The 21,644-nt window shown below is 49.6% G+C and carries 16 protein-coding genes; 11 read left to right on the top strand and 5 right to left on the bottom strand.

Going from position 1 to position 21,644, the window contains the following annotated elements:
• Window positions 1–57 precede the first annotated feature (57 nt).
• Both AC4PME_RS01765 and AC4PME_RS01760 read left to right on the top strand, forming a co-directional pair.
• Window positions 58–2,121 (top strand): hypothetical protein, encoded by a 2,064-nt coding sequence (locus AC4PME_RS01765; RefSeq protein WP_491045045.1) that lies wholly within the window; start codon window positions 58–60, stop codon window positions 2,119–2,121.
• Window positions 2,118–2,426 (top strand): EscU/YscU/HrcU family type III secretion system export apparatus switch protein, encoded by a 309-nt coding sequence (locus AC4PME_RS01760; RefSeq protein WP_119500448.1) that lies wholly within the window; start codon window positions 2,118–2,120, stop codon window positions 2,424–2,426. Before AC4PME_RS01765 ends, AC4PME_RS01760 begins: the two co-directional genes overlap by 4 nt.
• 35 nt (window positions 2,427–2,461) lie before the next feature.
• On the opposite strand, the gene AC4PME_RS01755 is transcribed toward AC4PME_RS01760, so the two are convergent.
• The 3 genes from AC4PME_RS01755 to AC4PME_RS01745 form a co-directional block, all read right to left on the bottom strand.
• Window positions 2,462–4,450: a methyl-accepting chemotaxis protein gene (locus AC4PME_RS01755; protein WP_491045044.1), complete on the bottom strand. Its 1,989-nt coding sequence runs from the start codon at window positions 4,448–4,450 to the stop codon at window positions 2,462–2,464.
• Window positions 4,451–4,829: 379 nt separating this feature from the next.
• Window positions 4,830–5,867, bottom strand: a complete 1,038-nt coding sequence (gene recA, locus AC4PME_RS01750) for a recombinase RecA (protein WP_119500446.1) — start codon at window positions 5,865–5,867, stop codon at window positions 4,830–4,832.
• A 208-nt stretch (window positions 5,868–6,075) separates the two neighbouring features.
• Window positions 6,076–6,591: a CinA family protein gene (locus AC4PME_RS01745; protein ID WP_491045120.1), complete on the bottom strand. Its 516-nt coding sequence runs from the start codon at window positions 6,589–6,591 to the stop codon at window positions 6,076–6,078.
• A gap of 289 nt (window positions 6,592–6,880) precedes the next feature.
• Between AC4PME_RS01745 and mutS the strand changes: the two genes are divergently transcribed.
• From mutS to AC4PME_RS01700, 9 genes are all read left to right on the top strand, one after another.
• Window positions 6,881–9,454, top strand: coding sequence for a DNA mismatch repair protein MutS (gene mutS / locus AC4PME_RS01740; protein WP_491045119.1), 2,574 nt, complete (start codon window positions 6,881–6,883; stop codon window positions 9,452–9,454).
• 166 nt (window positions 9,455–9,620) lie between these two features.
• Window positions 9,621–11,252 carry a CTP synthase gene (pyrG, locus tag AC4PME_RS01735; protein ID WP_119500444.1) on the top strand — a complete coding sequence of 544 codons (1,632 nt, stop codon included), beginning with the start codon at window positions 9,621–9,623 and terminating at the stop codon, window positions 11,250–11,252.
• A 58-nt stretch (window positions 11,253–11,310) separates the two neighbouring features.
• Window positions 11,311–12,603 (top strand): phosphopyruvate hydratase, encoded by a 1,293-nt coding sequence (gene eno, locus AC4PME_RS01730; protein WP_119500443.1) that lies wholly within the window; start codon window positions 11,311–11,313, stop codon window positions 12,601–12,603.
• 78 nt (window positions 12,604–12,681) lie between these two features.
• Window positions 12,682–13,341 (top strand): hypothetical protein, encoded by a 660-nt coding sequence (locus tag AC4PME_RS01725; protein ID WP_491045043.1) that lies wholly within the window; start codon window positions 12,682–12,684, stop codon window positions 13,339–13,341.
• A gap of 268 nt (window positions 13,342–13,609) precedes the next feature.
• Window positions 13,610–15,169, top strand: a complete 1,560-nt coding sequence (gene leuA, locus AC4PME_RS01720; RefSeq protein WP_119500442.1) for a 2-isopropylmalate synthase — start codon at window positions 13,610–13,612, stop codon at window positions 15,167–15,169.
• Window positions 15,170–16,267 carry a 3-isopropylmalate dehydrogenase gene (gene leuB, locus AC4PME_RS01715; RefSeq protein ID WP_119500441.1) on the top strand — a complete coding sequence of 366 codons (1,098 nt, stop codon included), beginning with the start codon at window positions 15,170–15,172 and terminating at the stop codon, window positions 16,265–16,267. It begins immediately after the preceding gene.
• A 9-nt stretch (window positions 16,268–16,276) separates the two neighbouring features.
• Window positions 16,277–17,677 (top strand): 3-isopropylmalate dehydratase large subunit, encoded by a 1,401-nt coding sequence (leuC, locus tag AC4PME_RS01710; protein ID WP_491045042.1) that lies wholly within the window; start codon window positions 16,277–16,279, stop codon window positions 17,675–17,677.
• Between the two features lie 3 nt (window positions 17,678–17,680).
• On the top strand, window positions 17,681–18,283 hold the full coding sequence (leuD, locus tag AC4PME_RS01705) for a 3-isopropylmalate dehydratase small subunit (RefSeq protein WP_491045041.1): 603 nt from the start codon (window positions 17,681–17,683) through the stop codon (window positions 18,281–18,283).
• An 85-nt stretch (window positions 18,284–18,368) separates the two neighbouring features.
• Window positions 18,369–19,547 (top strand): HD-GYP domain-containing protein, encoded by a 1,179-nt coding sequence (locus tag AC4PME_RS01700; protein ID WP_491045040.1) that lies wholly within the window; start codon window positions 18,369–18,371, stop codon window positions 19,545–19,547.
• 7 nt (window positions 19,548–19,554) lie between these two features.
• On the opposite strand, the gene AC4PME_RS01695 is transcribed toward AC4PME_RS01700, so the two are convergent.
• Complete coding sequence (locus AC4PME_RS01695) at window positions 19,555–20,700, bottom strand: general secretion pathway protein GspB (RefSeq protein ID WP_491045039.1); 1,146 nt, start codon at window positions 20,698–20,700, stop codon at window positions 19,555–19,557.
• A complete protein-coding gene (locus AC4PME_RS01690; RefSeq protein ID WP_491045038.1) occupies window positions 20,693–21,604 on the bottom strand; it encodes an ExeA family protein in 912 nt (303 codons plus the stop codon). The genes AC4PME_RS01695 and AC4PME_RS01690 overlap by 8 nt, the downstream gene beginning before the upstream one ends.
• Window positions 21,605–21,644 lie beyond the last annotated feature (40 nt).

Here is a 21,644-nt window from a genome sequence, read left to right as displayed (position 1 = left end):
CAACAGTGAAATGCACAAAATGCTTGAATTTTTCAATTAGTTGCCGATAAATCTGACATGAACTTGCAGATTGCTCAACTGTTTTCGGCGAATGCCACTGCCGCACCGGTTAATGCCGACGCAGGTGCATTGCGTTCAGACACCTTGCAGCAGCTACCTGCAGTAGCCATAACCCGTTTACCCGGTCCGCTTATTCAGTTAACCGGAAACGCCCTCCCTCAGGAGGGACTTGTCGTAAAAGATCCCGGTCTCAGCACATCTCAGCCGCAGGTTTCCCTGGCCAGAACATCAGTCAGTCAGGTGACGTTATTTGAACTTCTGCCTGTGAAGCACAGTGCAGTACTGACACAGGCTGACACACAAAGACTGGTTACAGCTCTGGCAGAAGGGCTGGCACAGTCGCAGCAACTCAGCCTTGTTAAAAATAATGCAGCCTTATCTCTGGGCGCCATAGTTGAGCAGGCGTCCCCCAAACAACTGACACTCAGGTTACAGTTACCCGGCGCACCAGTGATTAAACTGGATTTACCGGCAACCCAACACGCTGCCACTGAGTCAGGAGACAAATTTTCGTTAAAAATAACGCCTTCAACTGACAGCAGGCAGTCAGGATGGCAAATTACCTTAACACCACAAGGGAAAGGCTCTGCGCAGCCTGCTCAAAGTGTGAATGTACCGGCATCGGCGCCGGTAGTAAAACTGGCTCTGGCAAAAGCGCTGGTCAGTGAAGGGCTCAGCATTGAGGGGAAATTGCAGGGGGCTTTGCAACGTTCATTGCATATACCCGATGGACTATCAGGCAGTACGGGAAGAGAAACATTACAAACCCTGAATGTCAGCATGCGCGGAACGCAACTATCAGCGACGGGTACCCAAACACGCCCCCTTGCTATGGTCAATTTGCCACCTGCTTTAGCGACATCTGCAAGCAATACTCTGCAGGCTCTTCCGCCGGTCCCTCTTAAACTGGCAGACATTGCCAGCCAAAAAGGGTTGCCGGTATTGCATATCCAACCGCCACCGGATCATGCGGCTCCGGTTGCCGGTCAGCAAGTATCAGGCGCGACAGCTAATAATATAAAAGATGTCTTTTCTGCAGGTTCGCTGAACCTGCCGCCCGAACAACTTAGCCGTGTCAGTGAAACTATCCGTCAGCTTTCACGGCAACTTCTCGCAGAAACAGGCTCTACATCAGAAGCACTGACTAAACTGGTTTCTATCCTTACCAAAGCGCCTCCTGGAACGGCCGCCGGCACAAGGTATTTAATGAGTGCTTTATCCGCTCAGATAGCCGCTTCGCTTCCTGTTATAAAAACTGCCGCGGGAACTGACAACTTTCAACATGCCGTTACTGTTCAAACAGAGACTGGCATTCCGTCTCAGGATACAGCGCAGTCGATTAAACAGCTGTTGCAGACGCCCGCACTGGTCACAACACCAACGAATATTCTTAGTCCGCCATCACAATCCGGTTTCGTGAATGCCCTTATCACACTATTACAAATCAGTTTTGCAGGCCGTGCAGTTCGCAACCAACCAGATCTGGCAAAAGCGCTGGATAAAGCTGAATCGGTAATAGTCAGAAGTGGTGCTTCCGCCGGCGGGGGTAGTCCGCCATCAAAAACTGCCGGCGATATGGCGCAAATCGACAGCAGAACCCATTTGCTCGATCATGTTAAGTCACTGCTCGCTAATCATCAGCAACAAAAACTCCAAAGTGCAGAAGCCCGGTTGCAGGGTCAGGACACCTTGTATTATGTGTTGCCTGTAGCCGGTGACGAGCAGCCACCTCCCGAACTGTTTCTTCGTGTCGAAGAACGGGACGCGCGGGAAGAGCAGGCAAAGTCGTCCGCACAGAGAATATGGCATCTGACCATGAAACTCAGTGCAGGCGAGTATGGAGAGCTGCTTGCCAAAACTAAAATTGATAAGGACGTTATTTATATCAATGTATACACATCGACAGATGCACTGTTGATAAAGGTTATGGACACCATGCCATGGCTGTTAAAGCGTTTAAAAGGCCTGGGGCTTGAGGTTGAACAGCACAGTTGTCAACGGGGAAAAATACCGCCGTCACTCAAAGATACGCCCTATCAACTGTTCGAGACACTGGTATGAGTGACAAAACACGTAAAGCGATTGGCTTGAGATACAACAGTGGCGAAGCCGGAGCAAAACCTAAAGTCGTGTCAAAAGGGTACGGTGAACTGGCTGGTGAAATCATTCGGGCCGCTGAAGATGCAGGCATTCTTATTCACGAAGATCCCTACCTTTCTGACTTGCTGGCAACATTAGATCTCGGGCAGGAAATCCCGGAATCTCTGTATTATGTAATTGCAGAATTGATTGCCTGGTCCTATGTGCTTCAGGGCAAAATACCGGAAGGCTGGGAGAACAGCGGGCAACTTCCCCAACGGGTATAAGCCGGCACAGAAAACTGTCCGGCCTGACCACCAGGTTACAATTTAAACTGTCCAGCCAAATCTCTCAGCTCGGTAGATACACCGCTGAGCTGGGTAGCCTCGGCAGCCAGTTCCTCTGAATGCTCGCTGGTCTTTTCACTCAGATTAATGATTTTAACCAGTGCCTCATCTATTTCAGTTGCCACCACGGTTTGTTGCTCAGTCGCTCTGGCAATTTGCGTACTCTGCGATTGAACAGTACTGATCGAGTGACTGATATCCCGTAAGGACGATACCACCAGTTCGGTTTTCTCTACGCCTTTTAACGAGCGCTCTTTACCAGCCTTCATCGCCGTGTCGGTTTCTGATGCCATCTTCTGGAGCTTTTCTACCATCTTGCGGATATCATCAGTGGAGTCCTGAGTCCGCGAAGCCAGCGAACGCACCTCATCGGCAACGACCGCAAAACCTCTTCCCTGTTCACCGGCACGGGCAGCCTCAATAGCCGCATTCAATGCCAGTAAATTTGTCTGCTCCGCTATGCTGTTGATCACATCAACGACCGCGCCGATATTATCTGACTCCTGGCTCAGACCACTCACTGTCTGAACGCCCTGGCTGATTGCGTCTGCAAGAGCGTGGATCTCAGTTAACATGTTTTGTGCCTGCGACATGCCGTCTGTCGCCTGCTGCTCTGCTACGGTTGCGGCTCTGCTGGATTCGGCAGCATTAGCTGAAATTTCCTGTACGGTATGCGCCATTTCAGTAACTGCCGTCGACACACTGTCTACTTCGGTTCTTTCCTGATTGATTTCGCGACTGCTGGCGCCGGACACATCACGCAAGTAGTCTGCGGCCTCAGCGACAGCTCTGGTATGCTGAACAATATCCTGTAGTAATGTATGAATTTTACCGGTAAATACATTGAATTGTTCAGCCAGTTGCCCAACTTCATCGCCCGACTTAATTTCAAGACGACGGGTTAAGTCACCGTCTCCTGAAGCAATATCAGCCATAGCGTCTTTGAGCTGTAAAATTGGACGGGTGATCACTGCACCAGCAAACCAGGTAACTGCTCCGGCGATAACCAGTACAACCACAGCAACAACTAGTGAAGTTTGTAACGCTTCCTGTACCGGCGCTTCAACCACGGCTTCCGGAACCAGTAATCCCAATGTCCAGTTCATTTGCGGCGAAGCAAGAGTGACATGCTTATAAACCACAAAATAATTTTCATTGTTGTATGAAACTGGTGTGATACCTTCCGGATGGCGGGCAATATCTCCGCTTAAAGCTGCAAAGCCATCAGCACCTTTCAGGCTTTTATCAATGGACGCCAGTGGAGATGATAATGGCAGGGCTTCCCTGCTCCCTGGGAAGTACACAATATTTTGTTCGTCATCGACAAGAAACGCAGCGCCGGCTTTCTCATATTGGATCTCTGACAGCATATCTGCGACTGTGGTGATGAGAATATCGACGCCACCCACTCCCAGAAGTTTACCATCGCGGTACACAGGCCCCTGAACCACCGTCGAAACGCTTCCATCCTGTGAATCTGTCGCCGGAGGTGTGACATAGATCCCCCCTTTCTCTACAGCGGTCAAAAACCACGGGCGCTGATTTGCAAAGTAATTATCTTCCTCACCCACACGGCCCTGCTCATAAAAATACTCTCCGGTACTGGCAGTACCGAAAAAAGCAGACTTAATGTGCTTGTCATTACTGCTGATGGCGCTGAATGACGCAAAAATATCGTCAGCAGCCTCACCACTTAACGTACCGCCACGCTGCGAGTGTTGAGTAAAAAAGTCCGTGAAGAAAGGATTGTTCAGAAATGTAGAAGCGACACCTCCGTAGGTAGCAAAGAAACCTTTTACAGATTCCGCTTCACTGGTAACGAGAAAATGGAGATCCCGCTCAACGGTCTGCCTGGTTTTATCGCTGACAATATTGAGCAGGAAAATCGTTGCTACAATCAGTAACAATGCGATAGCACCGCCAACAATGAGCACAAATTTTTTCTGAAGTGAGAGTGATTTCATACGCGTTCCCGTGTTTGTGTTTCACCTTCCATATTCGGGAGTTGGTGAAATCTTTTTTATAAGTTTATGTTTTTAACGGCAGTCATCTTCACTTCTACAGTAAATTGAACGATAAAAAAAGTGCATTCCTCGTCTTTTGTACAGTTCATTACCTACTGATTTTATTATTCTTTTCATTAGATAACACTAATAAAAAGAGTTAAACGGTCTACAGAGGTCTTCTTACAAGACGGTTCGCCTTTCAGGATATTGATTTTTTAAAACCCGGTTTTTTCACACAAAAAAAGAAGCCAGCTTTTCAGCTGGCTTCTCATTTGATTAACTGTCTATTGATTTGTCGTTTCATGCGCAGCCTTTCACTGGCTGCCGGACATAAATCTTACAATTTTTCTTCTGTTTCGCCTTCGGCTTCTTCAGGCTTTACTGTTTTTTGAGCCAGTAACTCTGCACGCAGCTTGGTTTCGATGTCGTTAGCGATATCAGGGTTATCTTTCAGGAACGCCATTACGTTCGCTTTACCCTGACCAATACGGTCACCGTTGTAGCTATACCAGGCACCGGCTTTATCAACCAGCTTCTGCTTCACACCAAGGTCAATAAGTTCAGCTTCCTTACTGATACCCTCGCCGTAACGAATCATGAATTCCGCCTGCTTAAACGGTGGTGCAACTTTGTTCTTCACCACTTTCACACGGGTTTCGTTACCAACAACCTCATCACCTTCTTTAACCGCACCTATACGACGGATATCGAGACGCACAGAGGCATAGAATTTCAGGGCGTTACCACCGGTTGTGGTTTCAGGGTTACCGAACATAACACCAATCTTCATACGGATCTGGTTGATGAAGATACACAGCGTATTTGATTTCTTGATGTTAGCGGTAAGCTTACGCAGCGCCTGAGACATCAGACGTGCCTGAAGACCCACGTGAGAATCACCCATCTCACCTTCAATCTCTGCTTTCGGTGTTAATGCAGCTACCGAGTCAACAATTACTACGTCAACAGCGCCTGAACGAACAAGCATGTCACAAATTTCCAATGCCTGCTCACCGGTATCAGGCTGAGAGACCAGCAGATCATCTATGTTTACGCCCAGCTTTCTTGCATAGACAGGATCTAGTGCGTGTTCCGCATCAACGAATGCACAGGTTTTGCCTTTCTTTTGCGCTTCAGCGATAACTTGCAGTGTCAGGGTTGTTTTACCTGATGATTCAGGACCGTAGATTTCAACAACACGCCCGCAAGGTAAACCGCCTATTCCAAGTGCAATGTCGATACTGAGTGAACCGGTAGAAATGGCTTCGATATCATGCGCCTGATTGTCACCCAGACGCATAATGGCACCTTTACCAAATTGCTTTTCAATTTGGCCAAGAGCGGCGGAAAGAGCTTTGTTTTTGTTGTCGTCCACGATATTATCCTCAAGATAATGACTGTCCGGTAGTTACCCTGTCGTATTACGCTGCCACTTTTACTTCTGTTATTTTTTAACTTCCGCAAAATATAATTCGGTCAGCGCTTCAGTAACTCACGAAACGTAATTCGAATGTTGAGTGCATTTTATACTGTATAAGCATACAGTCAAGTAAGATTTCACAATTAGTCTGTCAAATCCCGTTTTATTCAGCAACCAGTCGTTGGTACAGATAAGAAATTGCATGGGCGATGGCCTGTTCCCGCACCGCTAACCGGTCACCTGAAAATACGTGACGCTGCGTGTTCAGTTCACCGTCTATCATAAAGCCAAACCAGACCGTACCCACCGGCTTTTCCGCCGAACCGCCGCCAGGCCCTGCAATACCACTCACCGACACACCAACCTGCGCACCACTTTCCTGAACAACACCCTGCACCATTTCAGCAACAGTGTGTTCCGACACTGCACCAAATTTCGCCAGCGTTTCAGCTTTCACCCCAATAAGTGATTGCTTAGCCGCGTTTGAATAAGTGACCCAGGATTGATTGAACCAGTCAGAGCTACCGGAAACGGAGGTTAATACGTAAGCAATTCCACCACCGGTACAAGACTCAGCACATGACACATGCCAGTTTCGCCGGCGAAGCACATCTCCGGTGGCAACCACCTGTTTAAGTAACGCACTGTCTTGTGAAACAGTTGAAAAATCTGCGCTCATACGAATAATACTCACCAATGAATTAATTCCGTTGTACCATTTTACACATTTAGCAAACTGTAAAGACAGAAAGTTGGCCTGATGAAAACTTTGTAGTGAAGTTCGCTGATGGTAGGGGGAGCGTAACTGCATTTGAAACACGCCGTAAACCCATCCCTGGGGGCTCGGCTGCCGCATCCATGCGGCAGACGGTTTCAAATGCAATTACGCCCCCCGACCGCGCGCCCTTCACAACTAGCAACATCGCGCCAGAATAAACAAAGAGGTTTTCTTGGAATCACATACGCCGATGATGCGCCAGTATCTGGCCATAAAAGCACAACATCCTAATATTTTACTGTTTTACCGGATGGGAGACTTTTATGAACTCTTCTATGACGATGCCAAAAAGGCCGCACACCTGCTGGATATTTCATTAACAGCCAGAGGCAAATCCGGCGGTGAACCCATTCCCATGGCGGGAGTGCCTTATCACGCAGTGGAAGGTTACCTGGCGCGCCTGGTAAAAATGGGCGAGTCTGTGGCGATTTGTGAGCAGATTGGCGATCCTGCTACCAGCAAAGGGCCGGTAGAACGTCAAGTTCAGCGTATTGTCACCCCGGGCACAGTCACCGATGAAGCACTATTAGAAGAGCGTCGTGATAACCTGCTTGCTGCAGTGTGCGGTCACAGCATGCAGTACGGCGTTGCCACCCTCGATATCAGCAGCGGACGTTTTCTGGTGGTTGAATGTGACAGTGATGAACAATTGCTGGCCGAATTGCAACGCCTTAATCCTGCGGAACTGCTTTATCCGGAAGGATTCGAAGGTTTACCTCTTATTGAAAAACGAAAAGGTTTACGTCGCCGTCCCGAATGGGAGTTTGATCCGCAAACGGCAACAGAGCAACTCAATCAGCAATTCGGCACCAAATCACTGGATGGATTCGGCATCAACGGCTTAGATAAAGCCACCGGTGCAGCCGGCTGTGTACTGCAATACGTTAAAGATACCCAACGTACCGCCCTGCCCCATATTCGCAGTATTCATCGTGAACAGCAGGAAACACGTATTCAGCTGGATGCCGCCACGCGAAGAAATCTGGAATTAACCGCCAATTTATCAGGCAGTCAGGAAAATACTCTGTTCAGCGTGCTGGATTCTACCGCCACCCCCATGGGCAGCAGATTACTTCAACGCTATTTGCACGCCCCCATTACCGATCATTATGAACTCACCCGACGCCAGCAGGCCATCGGAAAACTGATTGAACAGGGTCATGAAGATATCGCCGATACATTAAAACGCATTGGTGACATAGAACGCATCATGGCGCGGTTAGCCCTGCGTTCGGCCCGTCCCAGGGATTTCTCCCGTTTACGCAATGCGTTTAACGAATTGCCCGGACTGCTCGACCAGTTATCCTCTCTTGAGGATTCGTTATGTGCGGATTTAGCCAAGGCTGTCAGCACCTACCCCGAATTACAAAGCCTGTTAAATCAGGCTATCGTGGATAACCCTCCGGTTGTGATCCGCGATGGTGGTGTTATCGCTGAAGGTTTTAATGAAGAGCTTGATGAATTGCGGGCGCTGTCAAGGGGAGCCACGGACTACCTGGATGCTCTGGAAGTCAGAGAACGGGAGCGTACCGGCGTCTCTACACTGAAAGTGGGCTATAACAAAGTGCATGGCTTTTTTATCGAATTAAGCCGCGCAAACAGCGGCGCAGCACCGGCAGACTATATCCGCCGTCAAACGTTGAAGAACACCGAGCGTTACATTACGCCTGAGCTGAAAGAGCATGAAGATAAAGTACTGACCAGTCAGGGCCGGGCGCTGGCTCTGGAAAAGCAGCTTTATGAAGGATTATTCGATGCCTTCCAGCCTCAGCTTACTAAGCTGATAAACACAGCCGAAGCACTGGCTAAACTGGATGTGATTCAGTGTTTTGCCGACCGGGCGACCGCGCTCGACTTACATTGCCCTATCCTCACAGACAACCGCGAAATCACCTACGAAGCCGGTCGTCATCCGGTGGTTGAGCAGGTCATGACCGACCCGTTTATTGCCAACCCGGTAACCCTGGACACCAAACAACGCATGCTTGTTATTACCGGTCCGAACATGGGCGGTAAATCAACGTACATGCGTCAGACCGCTCTGATTGTACTGATGGCATACCTTGGGTGTTACGTACCTGCAGAAAATGCAAAAATCGGCCGTGTGGATCGTATTTTCACACGTATTGGCGCATCTGATGATCTGGCGTCAGGGCGTTCTACCTTTATGGTTGAAATGACCGAGACCGCCAATATTTTGCATAATGCCACTGAGCACTCGCTGGTATTAATGGATGAAATCGGGCGCGGCACCAGTACATACGATGGCTTATCTCTCGCCTGGGCATGTGCCTGCTTCCTGGCAAGGGAGATTAATGCTTATACCTTGTTTGCCACCCATTATTTTGAACTGACACAATTAGCTGATTCTGAAGAAGGCGTGGTCAATGTACATTTAGATGCGGTAGAGCACGACGATACCATTCGCTTTATGCATACGGTAGAAACCGGTGCGGCCAGCAAAAGCTATGGCTTGCAGGTTGCCCAGCTTGCCGGCGTTCCCCGTCCGGTAATCAATGCTGCCCGGGCTAAATTGCATGAACTGGAAAACCGGGCACCACAGGAAGACGCCCCGGCCACAAAAATAACAAAAACGTCGTCAGATTCCGGTTCGCCCACAACCAGAGCCGGACAATCGGAAATGCACTTTACCGATATGCCTGACCCGCTGCGGGATGCACTGAATAATTTGTCTCCCGATGAACTTTCTCCCCGGCAGGCACTGGATTTAATCTATACGCTAAAACGGCTAAGTCAGGCGTGATACTTAAGGCTTTATTAATTTACCTGAAATAAACCCGCCAGCCCGGCAGGCAAACCGATTGTTTGCCTGCTACTCTTTCGCTATAATGTTGCGCCGTCCAGGTGCTTAGTTCGGTTTTCGCAACTCTCAGCACATTAGCCAAAAATTCCAACGCCTTAGGTTTCGCATGACAAATTATATTTTCGTCACCGGTGGTGTCGTATCATCGCTTGGTAAAGGTATTGCTGCCGCTTCGTTAGCAGCTATTCTTGAAGCGCGTGGTCTCACCGTTACGATGTTAAAACTGGATCCGTATATCAACGTTGATCCGGGAACAATGAGCCCAATCCAGCACGGGGAAGTGTTTGTCACGGATGATGGCGCAGAAACCGATTTAGATTTAGGTCACTACGAGCGCTTTATCCGCACCCGTATGACCAAGCGTAATAACTTCACCACTGGCCGGGTTTACGAAGAAGTATTACGCCGTGAAAGACGTGGTGACTATTTAGGTGCAACCATCCAGGTCATCCCGCACATCACCAACGAAATTAAGCGTCGCGTTATCGACGGTGCAGAAGGTCACGATGTAGCTATTGTTGAAGTAGGCGGTACAGTAGGTGATATTGAATCACAACCGTTCCTGGAAGCTATTCGTCAGTTAGGTACAGAAGTCGGCCGCGAGCGCGCCATGTTCATGCACCTGACGCTGGTACCTTACATGCCTGCTTCCGGCGAAGTGAAAACTAAGCCTACTCAGCACTCTGTAAAAGAGCTGCGTTCTATCGGTATTCAACCGGACATCCTGGTTTGCCGTTCTGTTGGCGCACTGCCGGCTACCGAACGTTCTAAGATTGCCCTGTTCACTAACGTGGCAGATAAAGCCGTTATCTCACTGAAAGACGTAGACAGCATCTACCGTATCCCGGCTGCGCTTAAAGCACAGGGTATGGACCAGCTGGTTGTTGACCGTTTCCGCTTAGATTGCAAAGAAGCCGATCTCACCGAATGGGAACAGGTACTTTATGCAGAGTCTAACCCTACTGCAGAAGTGAATATCGGTATGGTGGGCAAATATGTTGAACTGCCTGACGCGTACAAATCTGTCAATGAAGCATTAAAACATGCCGGTCTGAAAAACCGCCTGACAGTGAATATTCACTATGTCGATTCTCAGGACGTTGAAACAAAAGGTACACAAATTTTAGAACACCTGGATGCTATCTTAGTACCCGGCGGTTTCGGCGAACGCGGTATCGAAGGCAAAATTGCAGCAGCACGCTATGCCCGTGAGAATAAAGTCCCTTATCTGGGTATTTGTCTGGGTATGCAGGTTGCTTTAATTGAATTTGCCCGCAATGTAGCAGGTATGGAAAACGCAAACAGCACCGAATTCGATCCTAATACACCGTTCCCGGTTGTTGGCCTGATCACTGAATGGCTGGATGCAGACGGCTCTACCGAACAGCGTGATGCCTCTTCAGATTTAGGCGGCACCATGCGTTTAGGCAGCCAGCTTTGTCACCTGATCCCGGGCAGCAAAGTCTGTGAAACCTACGGCAGCGAAGAGATTTACGAACGCCACCGTCACCGTTACGAAGTAAACAATAACCTTCGTGACCAGATTGAAGCTGCGGGCTTAAAAGTAAGTGGTTTGTCCACCGACAAACGCCTTGTAGAAGTGATCGAAATCCCTGACCATCCATGGTTTGTTGCCGGTCAGTTCCACCCTGAGTTTACTTCTACGCCCCGTGATGGCCACCCGCTGTTTAAAGGATTTGTAGAAGCTGCCGGGAAATACCAGAAAGAAAATCACTGATTCTAAAAAGCAGAAGGCTTACTCCCGTTGCCTTTTGCACAAACGTTGAGGAAATAAAATGGCGAAGATTGCTCGCATTGTAGGACGCGAAATCCTGGACTCTCGTGGTAACCCCACTGTAGAGGCAGACGTTTACCTTGATTCAGGCGCAATGGGTCGTGCCGCTGCACCATCCGGTGCATCAACTGGTTCACGTGAAGCACTGGAACTGCGTGACGGTGACAAAAGCCGTTACCTGGGCAAAGGCGTAGAAAAAGCCGTTGCTGCAGTAAACGACATCATTGCTCCGGCGCTGGCTGGCATGGATCCACTGGCACAAACTGACGTTGATAACAAAATGTTAGAGCTGGACGGTACAGAGAACAAAGAAAAGCTGGGCGCAAATGCGATCCTGGCGGTTTCTCTGGCTGTTGCCAAAGCGGCTGCGATTGAAAAAGGCGTTGCACTTTACGAGCACATCGCTGACTTAAACGGTACGTCAGGTCAGTACTCTATGCCTGTACCTATGATGAACATCATCAACGGTGGTGAGCACGCTGACAACAACGTAGACATTCAGGAATTCATGGTTCAGCCAGTTGGCGCGAAGAGCTTCAAAGAAGCCCTGCGCATGGGTGCGGAAATTTTCCATAACCTGAAAAAAGTACTGTCTGCTAAAGGCCTGAACACAGCAGTGGGTGACGAAGGTGGTTTTGCACCTAACCTGAGTTCTAACGCTGAAGCGCTGGCTGTTATTGTAGAAGCCGTTGAAAAAGCGGGCTACAAAATGAACGAAGACATCACGCTGGCACTGGACTGTGCGGCGTCTGAATTCTACAAAGACGGTAAATATGTGCTGTCTGGTGAAGACAAGTCTTTTGACTCAGAAACCTTTGGTGACTACCTGGCTGAACTGGCTGAACAGTACCCTATCGTTTCAATCGAAGACGGTCTGGACGAAAGCGACTGGGACGGTTGGGCAAGCCTGACTAAGAAGATTGGTGACAAAGTACAACTGGTTGGTGATGACCTGTTCGTGACTAACACCAAAATTCTGTCCCGTGGTATCGAGAATGGTATCGGCAACTCTATCCTGATTAAATTCAACCAAATCGGTTCACTGACCGAAACCCTGAATGCAATCAAGATGGCGAAGGATGCAGGCTTCACTGCGGTTATCTCTCACCGTTCAGGCGAAACCGAAGATGCGACTATCGCTGACCTGGCGGTTGGTACTGCAGCGGGTCAAATCAAGACCGGTTCTCTGTGCCGTTCTGACCGTGTTGCCAAGTACAACCAGTTACTGCGTATCGAGCAGGCACTGGGCGACAAAGCGGTTTATCCGGGTCGCAGCGCAATCAAAGGTCAATAATGACTATGAACGGGTAGCGCTGGCTACCCGTTCTTTTTAATGCTACTTTACTGATATTATTCATAATCCTTTGTAGCCATGTCGTCAGGTTCTCACACGTCGTCAAGTCAGACTGATATTTTTGCTGCCACCGGCGCAACCGACGATTCTCCGGTCTTCACAGAAATTTGTAATGCCCTGTACGAGCGCGAGTTGCTGGTGCTTTCACAAGCGTCCGCTGCGCAGATATCTTACCTCCAACGCAGACTGGCCGCACTTCCCCACCGGATCCAACGGGCAGCCCACTTTCTGGCAAACCACAAAACACCGCTTGCAGTTGACAGTCACAACGGTACCTGGCAATGTAAACAGGCACCTAAATGTCCAGCCCATAAAATTACGCCGGAAGACACGCTGACCTGGTATAAAGACCATGCAGCCTACGGTTTACCTGTACCGGTAAGATTACTTCGCTTTGATGAAGAGCATATCGAGCTGGACTCTATTGACCGTGTCCAGCCTGAGAATGAAATGGTGCACACCAATAAATATGGCTGGTTTACCTTTGATGGTGTGAGTCAGGCCAACAATACAGACACCGACTATACGTTACTGAAACCCACTAAAGCTGTGATGGCTGCCGCATGCTGCGGACACCGCTGGAATCACAAAGGCAGACTGGCCCCACGCACACTCTCATTAAGAGAATTATTGCTTTCCACCACGGTAAAGTGGAAAAAATTCACCTTAAATACCTGACCAACCAAACAGAGTTAGGATAAATATAACCAATTATTATATTCATGATGGCAAAGAAAGGTTGACCTGTGGCCCCTGTATGGTTACATTGTCGGCTATCAATTGGATGCCCGTGAAATTCGCATAATTATGCAACATTTTTTACTTTCTCTTCTACTCCTTATGGCAGCAAGACTGCACGGGTAGAATGCATCCAGTAAGAGGAATTACAATAAACCCGTGCATCGCACGGGTTTTTTTTTACTAATTATCACCACGAGTACAAGCCATGACGAATCAGGTAAAAATCTTTGATACCACGTTACGCGACGGCGAGCAGGCACTGCCCGCCAGTTTAAGTGCCAAAGAAAAATTGCAGATCGCTCTGGCCCTCGAACGTCTGGGCGTAGACATCATCGAAGCGGGTTTCCCGGTATCTTCGCCGGGTGATTTTAAATCCGTGCAGATGATTGCCCGGGAAGTGAAAAACAGTGTGGTTTGCGGTTTATCCCGAGCCCTTGAAAAAGACATTGATGCATGTGGCCAGGCGCTGAGTGTCGCTGAACAATTCCGTATCCATACCTTTATCGCCACATCTGAAATTCATGTTGGCGCCAAACTCAGAAAATCTCAGGACGAAGTCGTTGATATGGCAGTGGCTGCAGTAAAGCATGCCCGCCGCTATACCGACGATGTGGAATTTTCCTGTGAAGATGCCGGCCGTACCCACATCGATTATCTTTGCCGTATGGTCGAAGCCGCCATCAATGCCGGTGCCACTACCGTAAATATTCCGGATACCGTGGGTTATACAACGCCCACCGAGTTCGGCGGCATCATAGGCAACCTGTTTAACCGCGTACCGAATATCGATAAAGCCACGATTTCCGTGCACTGTCACAACGATTTAGGTCTGGCTGTTGCTAACTCACTGGCAGCCGTTGAGCAAGGTGCCCGCCAGGTAGAATGTACCATTAACGGTATCGGTGAACGTGCAGGAAACTGTTCACTGGAAGAAATTGCGATGATTCTGCAAACCCGCGAGGCCATGCTGGGCATGCAAACCAACATCAATTCCACTGAAATTTTCCGTACCTCCAAACTGGTCAGCCAGTTGTGTAACATGCCGGTTCAGTCGAACAAAGCCATTGTGGGCGCGAATGCCTTCAGTCACTCCTCAGGTATCCACCAGGACGGTGTATTAAAAGCGCAAAATACCTATGAGATCATGACACCGGAAAGTGTGGGTATTAATAAAAACAACCTGAACCTGACATCACGCTCTGGTCGTCACGTTATTAAGCACCGTTTAACAGAGCTGGGCTACAAGGCGGAAGACTACGATCTGGAAACGGTTTACACCGCATTCCTTGCGCTGGCCGATAAGAAAGGTCAGGTTTACGATTACGATTTGGAAGCCTTGCTGTTTTTCGATCAGCAAAAACACGAAGACGCGTATTACCAGCTGTCTTATCTGCAGGCCAACTCTGGCCGGGAAATCATTCCCAGTGCCACTGTTCGTTTACAGGTCGGCAGCGAAACCGTTACCAAAACAGCCATCGGTAACGGTCCGGTGGATGCCGCCTTTAATGCCATTATTTCTATTCTGGGTCATGAAGACCTGGAAGTGGTGGACTTCAAACTGGACTCGAAAGGTGAAGGTGCTGACGCCCTTGCCCAGGTCGGTGTTATCGCCGAGTACAAAGGGCGCCGTTTCCACGGTATCGGCCTGGCCACAGACATTGTCGAAGCCGGGGTTAAAGCCCTTATCTTCGTACTGAACAATACACATGTTGCTGACCAGATTGATCAGCAAAAGATTCAACAAGAACGCGTTGCAGGAGTATAAATGAGCGAATTCAATATTGCCGTACTCGCCGGAGACGGTATCGGCCCGGAAGTCATGCAGGAAGCCAATAAGGTCCTGGATGCCGTTGAGAGCAAATTCAAAGTGACTTTCAACCGGACCGCGTATCCGGTTGGTGGCTATGCCATTGATACTGAAGGTGAAGCATTACCGCCAGCCACCCTGCAAGGTTGTGAACAGGCCGACGCGATTTTATTCGGCTCAATCGGTGGACCAAAATGGGACTCCCTGCCACTGGAACAACGCCCTGAACGTGCAGCACTGTTAACCCTGCGCAGCCATTTCGATTTATTCAGTAACCTGCGTCCTGCCAAAATCTATCCGGGTCTTGAGGACTTATCCCCGCTGCGCGCAGACATTGCTGCCAGCGGTGTGGATGTACTGGTTGTCCGTGAGCTGACCAGCGGTATCTATTTCGGTCAGCCTAAGGGACGTGACGGCGAGGGTGAAGAAGAATACGCCTTTGATACCATGCGCTACTCCAAACGGGAAATTCGCAGAATTGCCGTATCCGCCTTTGAAGCAGCACAGAAGCGCCGCGGTAAAGTTACCTCGGTAGATAAAGCCAACGTACTGGTATGCAGCCGTTTGTGGCGGGAAGTCACCGAAGAAGTCGCCAAAGACTATCCTGATGTGGAACTCGAGCACATCTATATCGATAACGCGACCATGCAGGTGATGAAAAACCCGGCCCAGTTCGACGTGATGTTATGCTCTAACTTGTTCGGCGACATCATTTCAGACGAATGCGCCATGATGACCGGTTCTATGGGCCTGCTGGCATCAGCCAGTATGAACGAAGAAGGTTTTGGCTTATACGAGCCGGCTGGTGGTTCTGCACCTGACATTGCCGGCCGGGGTATTGCTAACCCTATCGCTCAGGTGCTGTCAGCAGCCATGATGTTGCGTTTCAGCTTAAACTTGCAAGATGCTGCGGACGCTATCGAAAAAGCGGTTGTAGCCACGTTAGAAGCCGGTGTATTAACCGGAGAATTGTTACCTGAGGATAAACGCGCGCAAGCATCCACCACGGCTCAGGTTGGCGATGAAATTGTCAAACAGATTTTAAATCAGGAGTAACAGACCGTCATGGCCAAGACCTTATATGACAAAGTCTGGGAAGCACACGTTGTAGACCAGATTGGCGAAGACAGCTTATTGTATATCGATCGTCACCTGATCCACGAAGTTACCTCGCCTCAGGCCTTCGCAGGTTTGAATGAAAAAGGCCGTAAAGTGCGTCGTCCTGACCGTACATTCGGCACCATGGACCACAGTATCTCTACCCGCTCGCTGGCCATTGACGCCTGCGGTCCGCAAAACGCGTTACAGTTACAAACGCTGGCGAAAAACTGTGAAGAACACGGCGTTAAGCTATTCCCGGTAGGTCACCAGAAACAGGGTATTGTTCACGTAATGGGTCCTGAACTGGGCCTGATCCTGCCCGGCGTTACCGCAGTATGTGGTGACTCGCACACCGCAACCCACGGTGCATTCGGAGCGTTAGCATTCGGTATCGGTACCTCTCAGGTTGAGCATGTACTGGCCACACAAACGCTGAAGCAAAGTAAAGCGAAAAGCATGCTGATTAATGTGCACGGTAAATTACCGGTGGGCATTACGGCAAAAGATATCATTCTGGCCATTATCGGCAAAATCGGACACGCCGGCGCTACAGGTTATGTTATCGAATACGCCGGTGAAGCCATCCGCTCTCTGACCATGGAAGAGCGTATGACCATCTGTAACATGAGTATCGAAGCCGGTGCGAAAGCCGGTATGGTCGCGCCGGATGAGACCACATTTGACTACGTGAAAGGCCGTGAATATGCACCTTCCGGCGAAGCGTGGGATGACGCCGTTGCATACTGGAAAACTCTGTACAGTGATGATGGCGCGAAGTTTGACAGCGTTGTTGAATTAAATGCCGCTGATATCGCACCACAGGTCACCTGGGGCACTAATCCGGGTCAGGTAATTGGTGTGGATACACCGGTACCTGCGGCTGACTCCTTCAGCGATGCAGTAGAGAAAGAGAGCGCGAGAAAAGCCCTGTCGTACATGGGCTTATCAGCCGGCGACAAGCTGGAAGATGTGGCCATCAGTCATGTATTTATCGGCTCTTGTACCAATGGTCGTATTGAAGACATGCGTGCTGCTGCATTCATCGCCAAACAGGGCAAAGTCGCTGACAATGTCACCGCGATTGTTGTGCCGGGCTCCGGTGCGGTTAAACGTCAGGCGGAAGCAGAAGGTCTGGATAAAATCTTTACCGATGCAGGGTTCGAGTGGCGTTTGCCGGGTTGTTCGATGTGTCTGGGCATGAATGATGACATTCTTCAGGCCGGGGACCGTTGTGCTTCAACCAGTAACCGTAACTTCGAAGGTCGTCAGGGCCGCGGTGCCCGTACTCACCTGGTGAGTCCTGCGATGGCAGCTGCCGCTGCATTGAAAGGCCGTTTCGCCGATGTCAGAGAATTTCAGGAGTAAATCATGAGTCAAGGTTTTACTACACACACCGGCCGCGCCTGCCCCCTTGATCAGGCTAACGTCGATACGGATCAGATCATCCCGAAACAGTTCCTTACTGGCGTAACACGTACCGGATACGGTAAACATTTGTTTCACGACTGGCGCTATCTGGACTTGCATGAAAAAGAAGCCAATCCTGATTTCGTGCTAAACAAACCGGAACACGCCGGCGCAAGTATTCTGATGTCGCGGGAAAATTTTGGTTGTGGTTCCAGCCGTGAGCACGCGCCATGGGCACTGGCTGATTTTGGTTTTGATGCCGTTATCGCCACATCCTTCGCTGACATTTTCTACGGCAACTGCATTAACAACCAGTTGCTGCCGGTAGCGCTGACATCAGCGCAAATGGATGAGCTGTTTGCCATTGTCAAAGCCAATCCGGATACCGCTGTGGAAATCGATTTGCCGGCACAAACAGTGAAAGCAGGCGATGCAGTATTCAGCTTTGACATCCTTGCACACCACAAAAACAATCTGATCAAAGGCTTAGATGCTATCGGTCAGACGCTGGAACTGACAGAGACCATCGAATCATACGAAAGTAGACAACCAGTCTGGCTTTAATTTTTTCGATTTCAACTATACTCAAAGGGCGATGCATCAGCATCGCCCTTTTTTTCGACCCCGGCTTCTGATCAGGTAACATTGCATGCTAAAAAACGTGACTATTGATGAACTCATTCCGGGTATGTACGTCAATCAGGTTTTAGAACAAACCGGACAATTACGCGTGCGCTCCAGCGGCGTGGTGAAATCACCGGTCTCCATCGGCAAGCTGAAGGAAATGGGGATCACCCTGGTAGAAGTCGACTATGCCAGAAGTCAGTTGCCGGAAGCAGCAATAGTCAGTGAACAGGTGCCCGCCCCTTCACCTGCCACACAGTCGAACTCAGATGCTCTGAATGCCGCCAGTGTGCTTTATGAAGAAGCCGTGAGCTTACAGCAGTCTTTCATCACTTCTCTCAACAAGGGCGCTCCTAATGATCTCTCTCAGGCATCAGACCTGTCATTCAGCATCATTGATGCAGTTTTCGATAATCAGGATGCCATGTCCTGCCTGACAATGATAAAGAATTCAGATCAATACCTGCTTGAACATTCGATTAACTGTTCCATCCTGATGGCTATGTTTGCCCAGCATCTTGGTTATGATCGGGATACGATTGATGAAGCTTGTATGGGCGCATTGCTTATGGACGTGGGTATGTCGCAGATCCCACAGGAACTGAGGCATAAAAACGGAAAACTGAGTCAGGCGGACTGGGATGTGGTGAAAAGCCATGTTGATATTGGCGTGGAACTGGTAGAGCAAGGCGAACAGATTTCAGATTTAGCACTGTCGGTTATATCTCAACATCACGAACGGGAAGACGGTTCCGGCTACCCGAAAGCACTGAAGAGTGACACCATCTCCCCCTTGTCCAAAATGGCGGCTATTGTGGACTGTTACGATGCGATGATTTCCACCCGTCCTCACAAAGACAGCATTACGCCGGCGCTTGCGCTGAAAAGGCTGGCTAAAGATCCGTCTCTTGACAGCGTGTTAGTTAAACAGTTCGTGCAGTGTGTCGGTGTTCACCCCGTGGGCTCGCTGGTAAAACTGAAAAGCGGGAGACTGGGGATCATCAGTAAACAAAATCCCGACGATCTCACCTCACCGGTGGTAATGACTTTCTACAGCATTACCGGAGGTCACTTCAGTGAAATCAAACGCATTGATTTGCTTACTGTCGACGATGAAATTGAGTCAGGTGTCCGCCCTGATGATTTTGGCATTAATCTACCGAAATTTTTTAAAGATGTATTTATCAGCCAGGTGCCGGGCTGAAACCCGGTCACCAGTCTGTTAACGCCGCCATAGAAAACTCTTTATTTTCGAAACTCAGAATAACCCGCTGAGCTTCAATCTTTACTATTTGCACCTTGTCATCAATCCAGTCCCCTTCCCCGAGTTGTTTGCCGTTCACTCTGACCCAGCGGTCAGACGGACGACTGGCATACATATGCGCATTAAACGCCATACCCGGTAAACGGGTAAGCATTCTGACAGGAAGTTGATCGACACGGGGTAAATCGTCACGCACGGTGATCTGTGTTTCAGGCTCATCTTCGGTAGCCTTGTTGTCCAAATCTTCAATGGCCTTATTAAACCGGGCCATAAGCTCCGGTGACACATTCACATCGCTTTCCTGCGGCGCATTGATGATTTCACCGCCTAAATCTGAGGCCTGCGCAACAATATCATTCCCTGCACCATCTCTGTTAACCGGATTGGCGGACGCAGTATTCTGCTGCCCGGTTGCACTCTGGTCAGGAGTTGCGCTCTGGTTTGGGATTGCGCTTATTTCAGGCTGACTCCCAGCGGTGGTATCGGGAACCGGGTTTAATTCATTTGTGTTATTTACCGGGCTGCTATCCACTGCGGCAATATTATTACCGTCTGGCACCACAGCCTCTCCGGTAGATTTCAGGTTTGTACTGTCTTCAGGTGTTGTTCCCGGGATCTCCTGTCCGTTTCCGCGCCCATCGCCGGCGGACACGATATTTACCGTATCAGGCCACCACGCAGGGTAACTGCCGATGGCACCACCTGTAATAAGTCCGGCCAGAATGACACCGGCAAAGGACACAGCCTGTCTGGTATACACTTTCCACAACGACGGCATTCCCTGCACAGTGGGCAGGAACAAGCTGCGGTTAAATTGATCTGACAACCCGGCATCAAACTTACTGACACTGGTGTCGTGTTCTCCCCTGAGCAGCGCCTGCGTTTGCGTGCGGTGATGCACTGGCTTTTCAATTTCAACGGCTTGAGCAGGGTCAACTTCAACTTCCTGCACTCCCATTTCCGCCAGGCCCTGTACCATGGCGTCACTGGATACCAGACCACTTTTGCGAATTTTAACCGGCCCGTTCTGCTCAGTGATGCGAATAATCACCATACCGGGTTTCAGCTCTGCAATTTTAATGAGGTCAGACATACAACCTCCCGAGGCCAAAGCCAGTCACCACAGCAATCACAAACAACAATATCATCAGCCATTTACGCTGGCTTTGAATACGCTGGCTCACCACATCCTCGCCAAGAATTTGTTCTGCTGCGGCAAGGAATACAGGTTTCTTCACGACTGCATGCTGTTTGGTGAATGACAGGGTCAGTGCGCGGTCACAAAGCAAGTTAATTACTCTGGGAATGCCCCCTGTGATTTGGTGAATGGCTTTAATCGTCGACGGGCTGAAAATGCTCACGTCCCCCTTTGCCACACTCAAGCGGTGTGCTACGTAGGAAGAAACTTCCGGCGCGGTGAGCGGTAACAAATGATAACGGGCGGTAATACGCTGAGCCAGCTGCCGTAATTCGTTTCGCTTCAGTAACTGTTGTAATTCAGGCTGCCCGATTAACACCACCTTCAGCAGTTTCTCACGGTTGGTTTCCAGATTGGTCAGTAAACGCAGCTGCTCCAGCACTTCCGGCATCAGATGCTGTGCTTCATCAATCATCAGTACCGTATTCATGCCGGCCTGATGATTGTCAGCCAGCTTTGCCAGAATACGATCAGTAAAATATTTCAGACTGGCCTTGTCCACATCATAGGGAATGCCCAGCTCGTCGCAGACGGTGGCCAGCAGTTCAAGAGCAGACAACGTGGGATTTAAAATCATTGCTACCTGTGTATTGTCAGGTAATTGCTGCAACAATTTCCGGGATACCGTGGTCTTTCCGGTGCCAACCTCGCCGGTCAGCATCACAAAACCGCCGCTTTCGCGCAGGCCAAAGGTCAGATGTGCCAGTGCCTCTTTGTGGCGCGGGCTCATATATAAATAATCGGGGTTTGGCGCTATGGAAAACGGGTTGTCCGTCAGTCCAAAATAATTCAGATACATGTGTTTGAGAGAGTTAGCAATTCACCGCGACTAAACTAAC

It is taken from the genome of Alteromonas sp., assembly GCF_984505615.1.
This window is presented reverse-complemented; position numbering and strand designations above follow the sequence as displayed.

Excerpts from the sequence above, each read along its gene's own strand:
- AC4PME_RS01755 (WP_491045044.1), bottom strand. The coding sequence starts at position 4,450 with ATGAAATCACTCTCACTTCAGAAAAAATTTGTGCTCATTGTTGGCGGT.
- AC4PME_RS01690 (WP_491045038.1), bottom strand. The coding sequence starts at position 21,604 with ATGTATCTGAATTATTTTGGACTGACGGACAACCCGTTTTCCATAGCG.
- AC4PME_RS01745 (WP_491045120.1), bottom strand. The coding sequence starts at position 6,591 with ATGAGCGCAGATTTTTCAACTGTTTCACAAGACAGTGCGTTACTTAAA.
- mutS (WP_491045119.1), top strand. The coding sequence starts at position 6,881 with ATGATGCGCCAGTATCTGGCCATAAAAGCACAACATCCTAATATTTTA.
- leuD (WP_491045041.1), top strand. The coding sequence starts at position 17,681 with ATGAGTCAAGGTTTTACTACACACACCGGCCGCGCCTGCCCCCTTGAT.
- AC4PME_RS01700 (WP_491045040.1), top strand. The coding sequence starts at position 18,369 with ATGCTAAAAAACGTGACTATTGATGAACTCATTCCGGGTATGTACGTC.
- AC4PME_RS01765 (WP_491045045.1), top strand. The coding sequence starts at position 58 with ATGAACTTGCAGATTGCTCAACTGTTTTCGGCGAATGCCACTGCCGCA.
- leuB (WP_119500441.1), top strand. The coding sequence starts at position 15,170 with ATGAGCGAATTCAATATTGCCGTACTCGCCGGAGACGGTATCGGCCCG.
- AC4PME_RS01695 (WP_491045039.1), bottom strand. The coding sequence starts at position 20,700 with ATGTCTGACCTCATTAAAATTGCAGAGCTGAAACCCGGTATGGTGATT.
- AC4PME_RS01760 (WP_119500448.1), top strand. The coding sequence starts at position 2,118 with ATGAGTGACAAAACACGTAAAGCGATTGGCTTGAGATACAACAGTGGC.
- pyrG (WP_119500444.1), top strand. The coding sequence starts at position 9,621 with ATGACAAATTATATTTTCGTCACCGGTGGTGTCGTATCATCGCTTGGT.
- leuA (WP_119500442.1), top strand. The coding sequence starts at position 13,610 with ATGACGAATCAGGTAAAAATCTTTGATACCACGTTACGCGACGGCGAG.
- eno (WP_119500443.1), top strand. The coding sequence starts at position 11,311 with ATGGCGAAGATTGCTCGCATTGTAGGACGCGAAATCCTGGACTCTCGT.
- leuC (WP_491045042.1), top strand. The coding sequence starts at position 16,277 with ATGGCCAAGACCTTATATGACAAAGTCTGGGAAGCACACGTTGTAGAC.
- AC4PME_RS01725 (WP_491045043.1), top strand. The coding sequence starts at position 12,682 with ATGTCGTCAGGTTCTCACACGTCGTCAAGTCAGACTGATATTTTTGCT.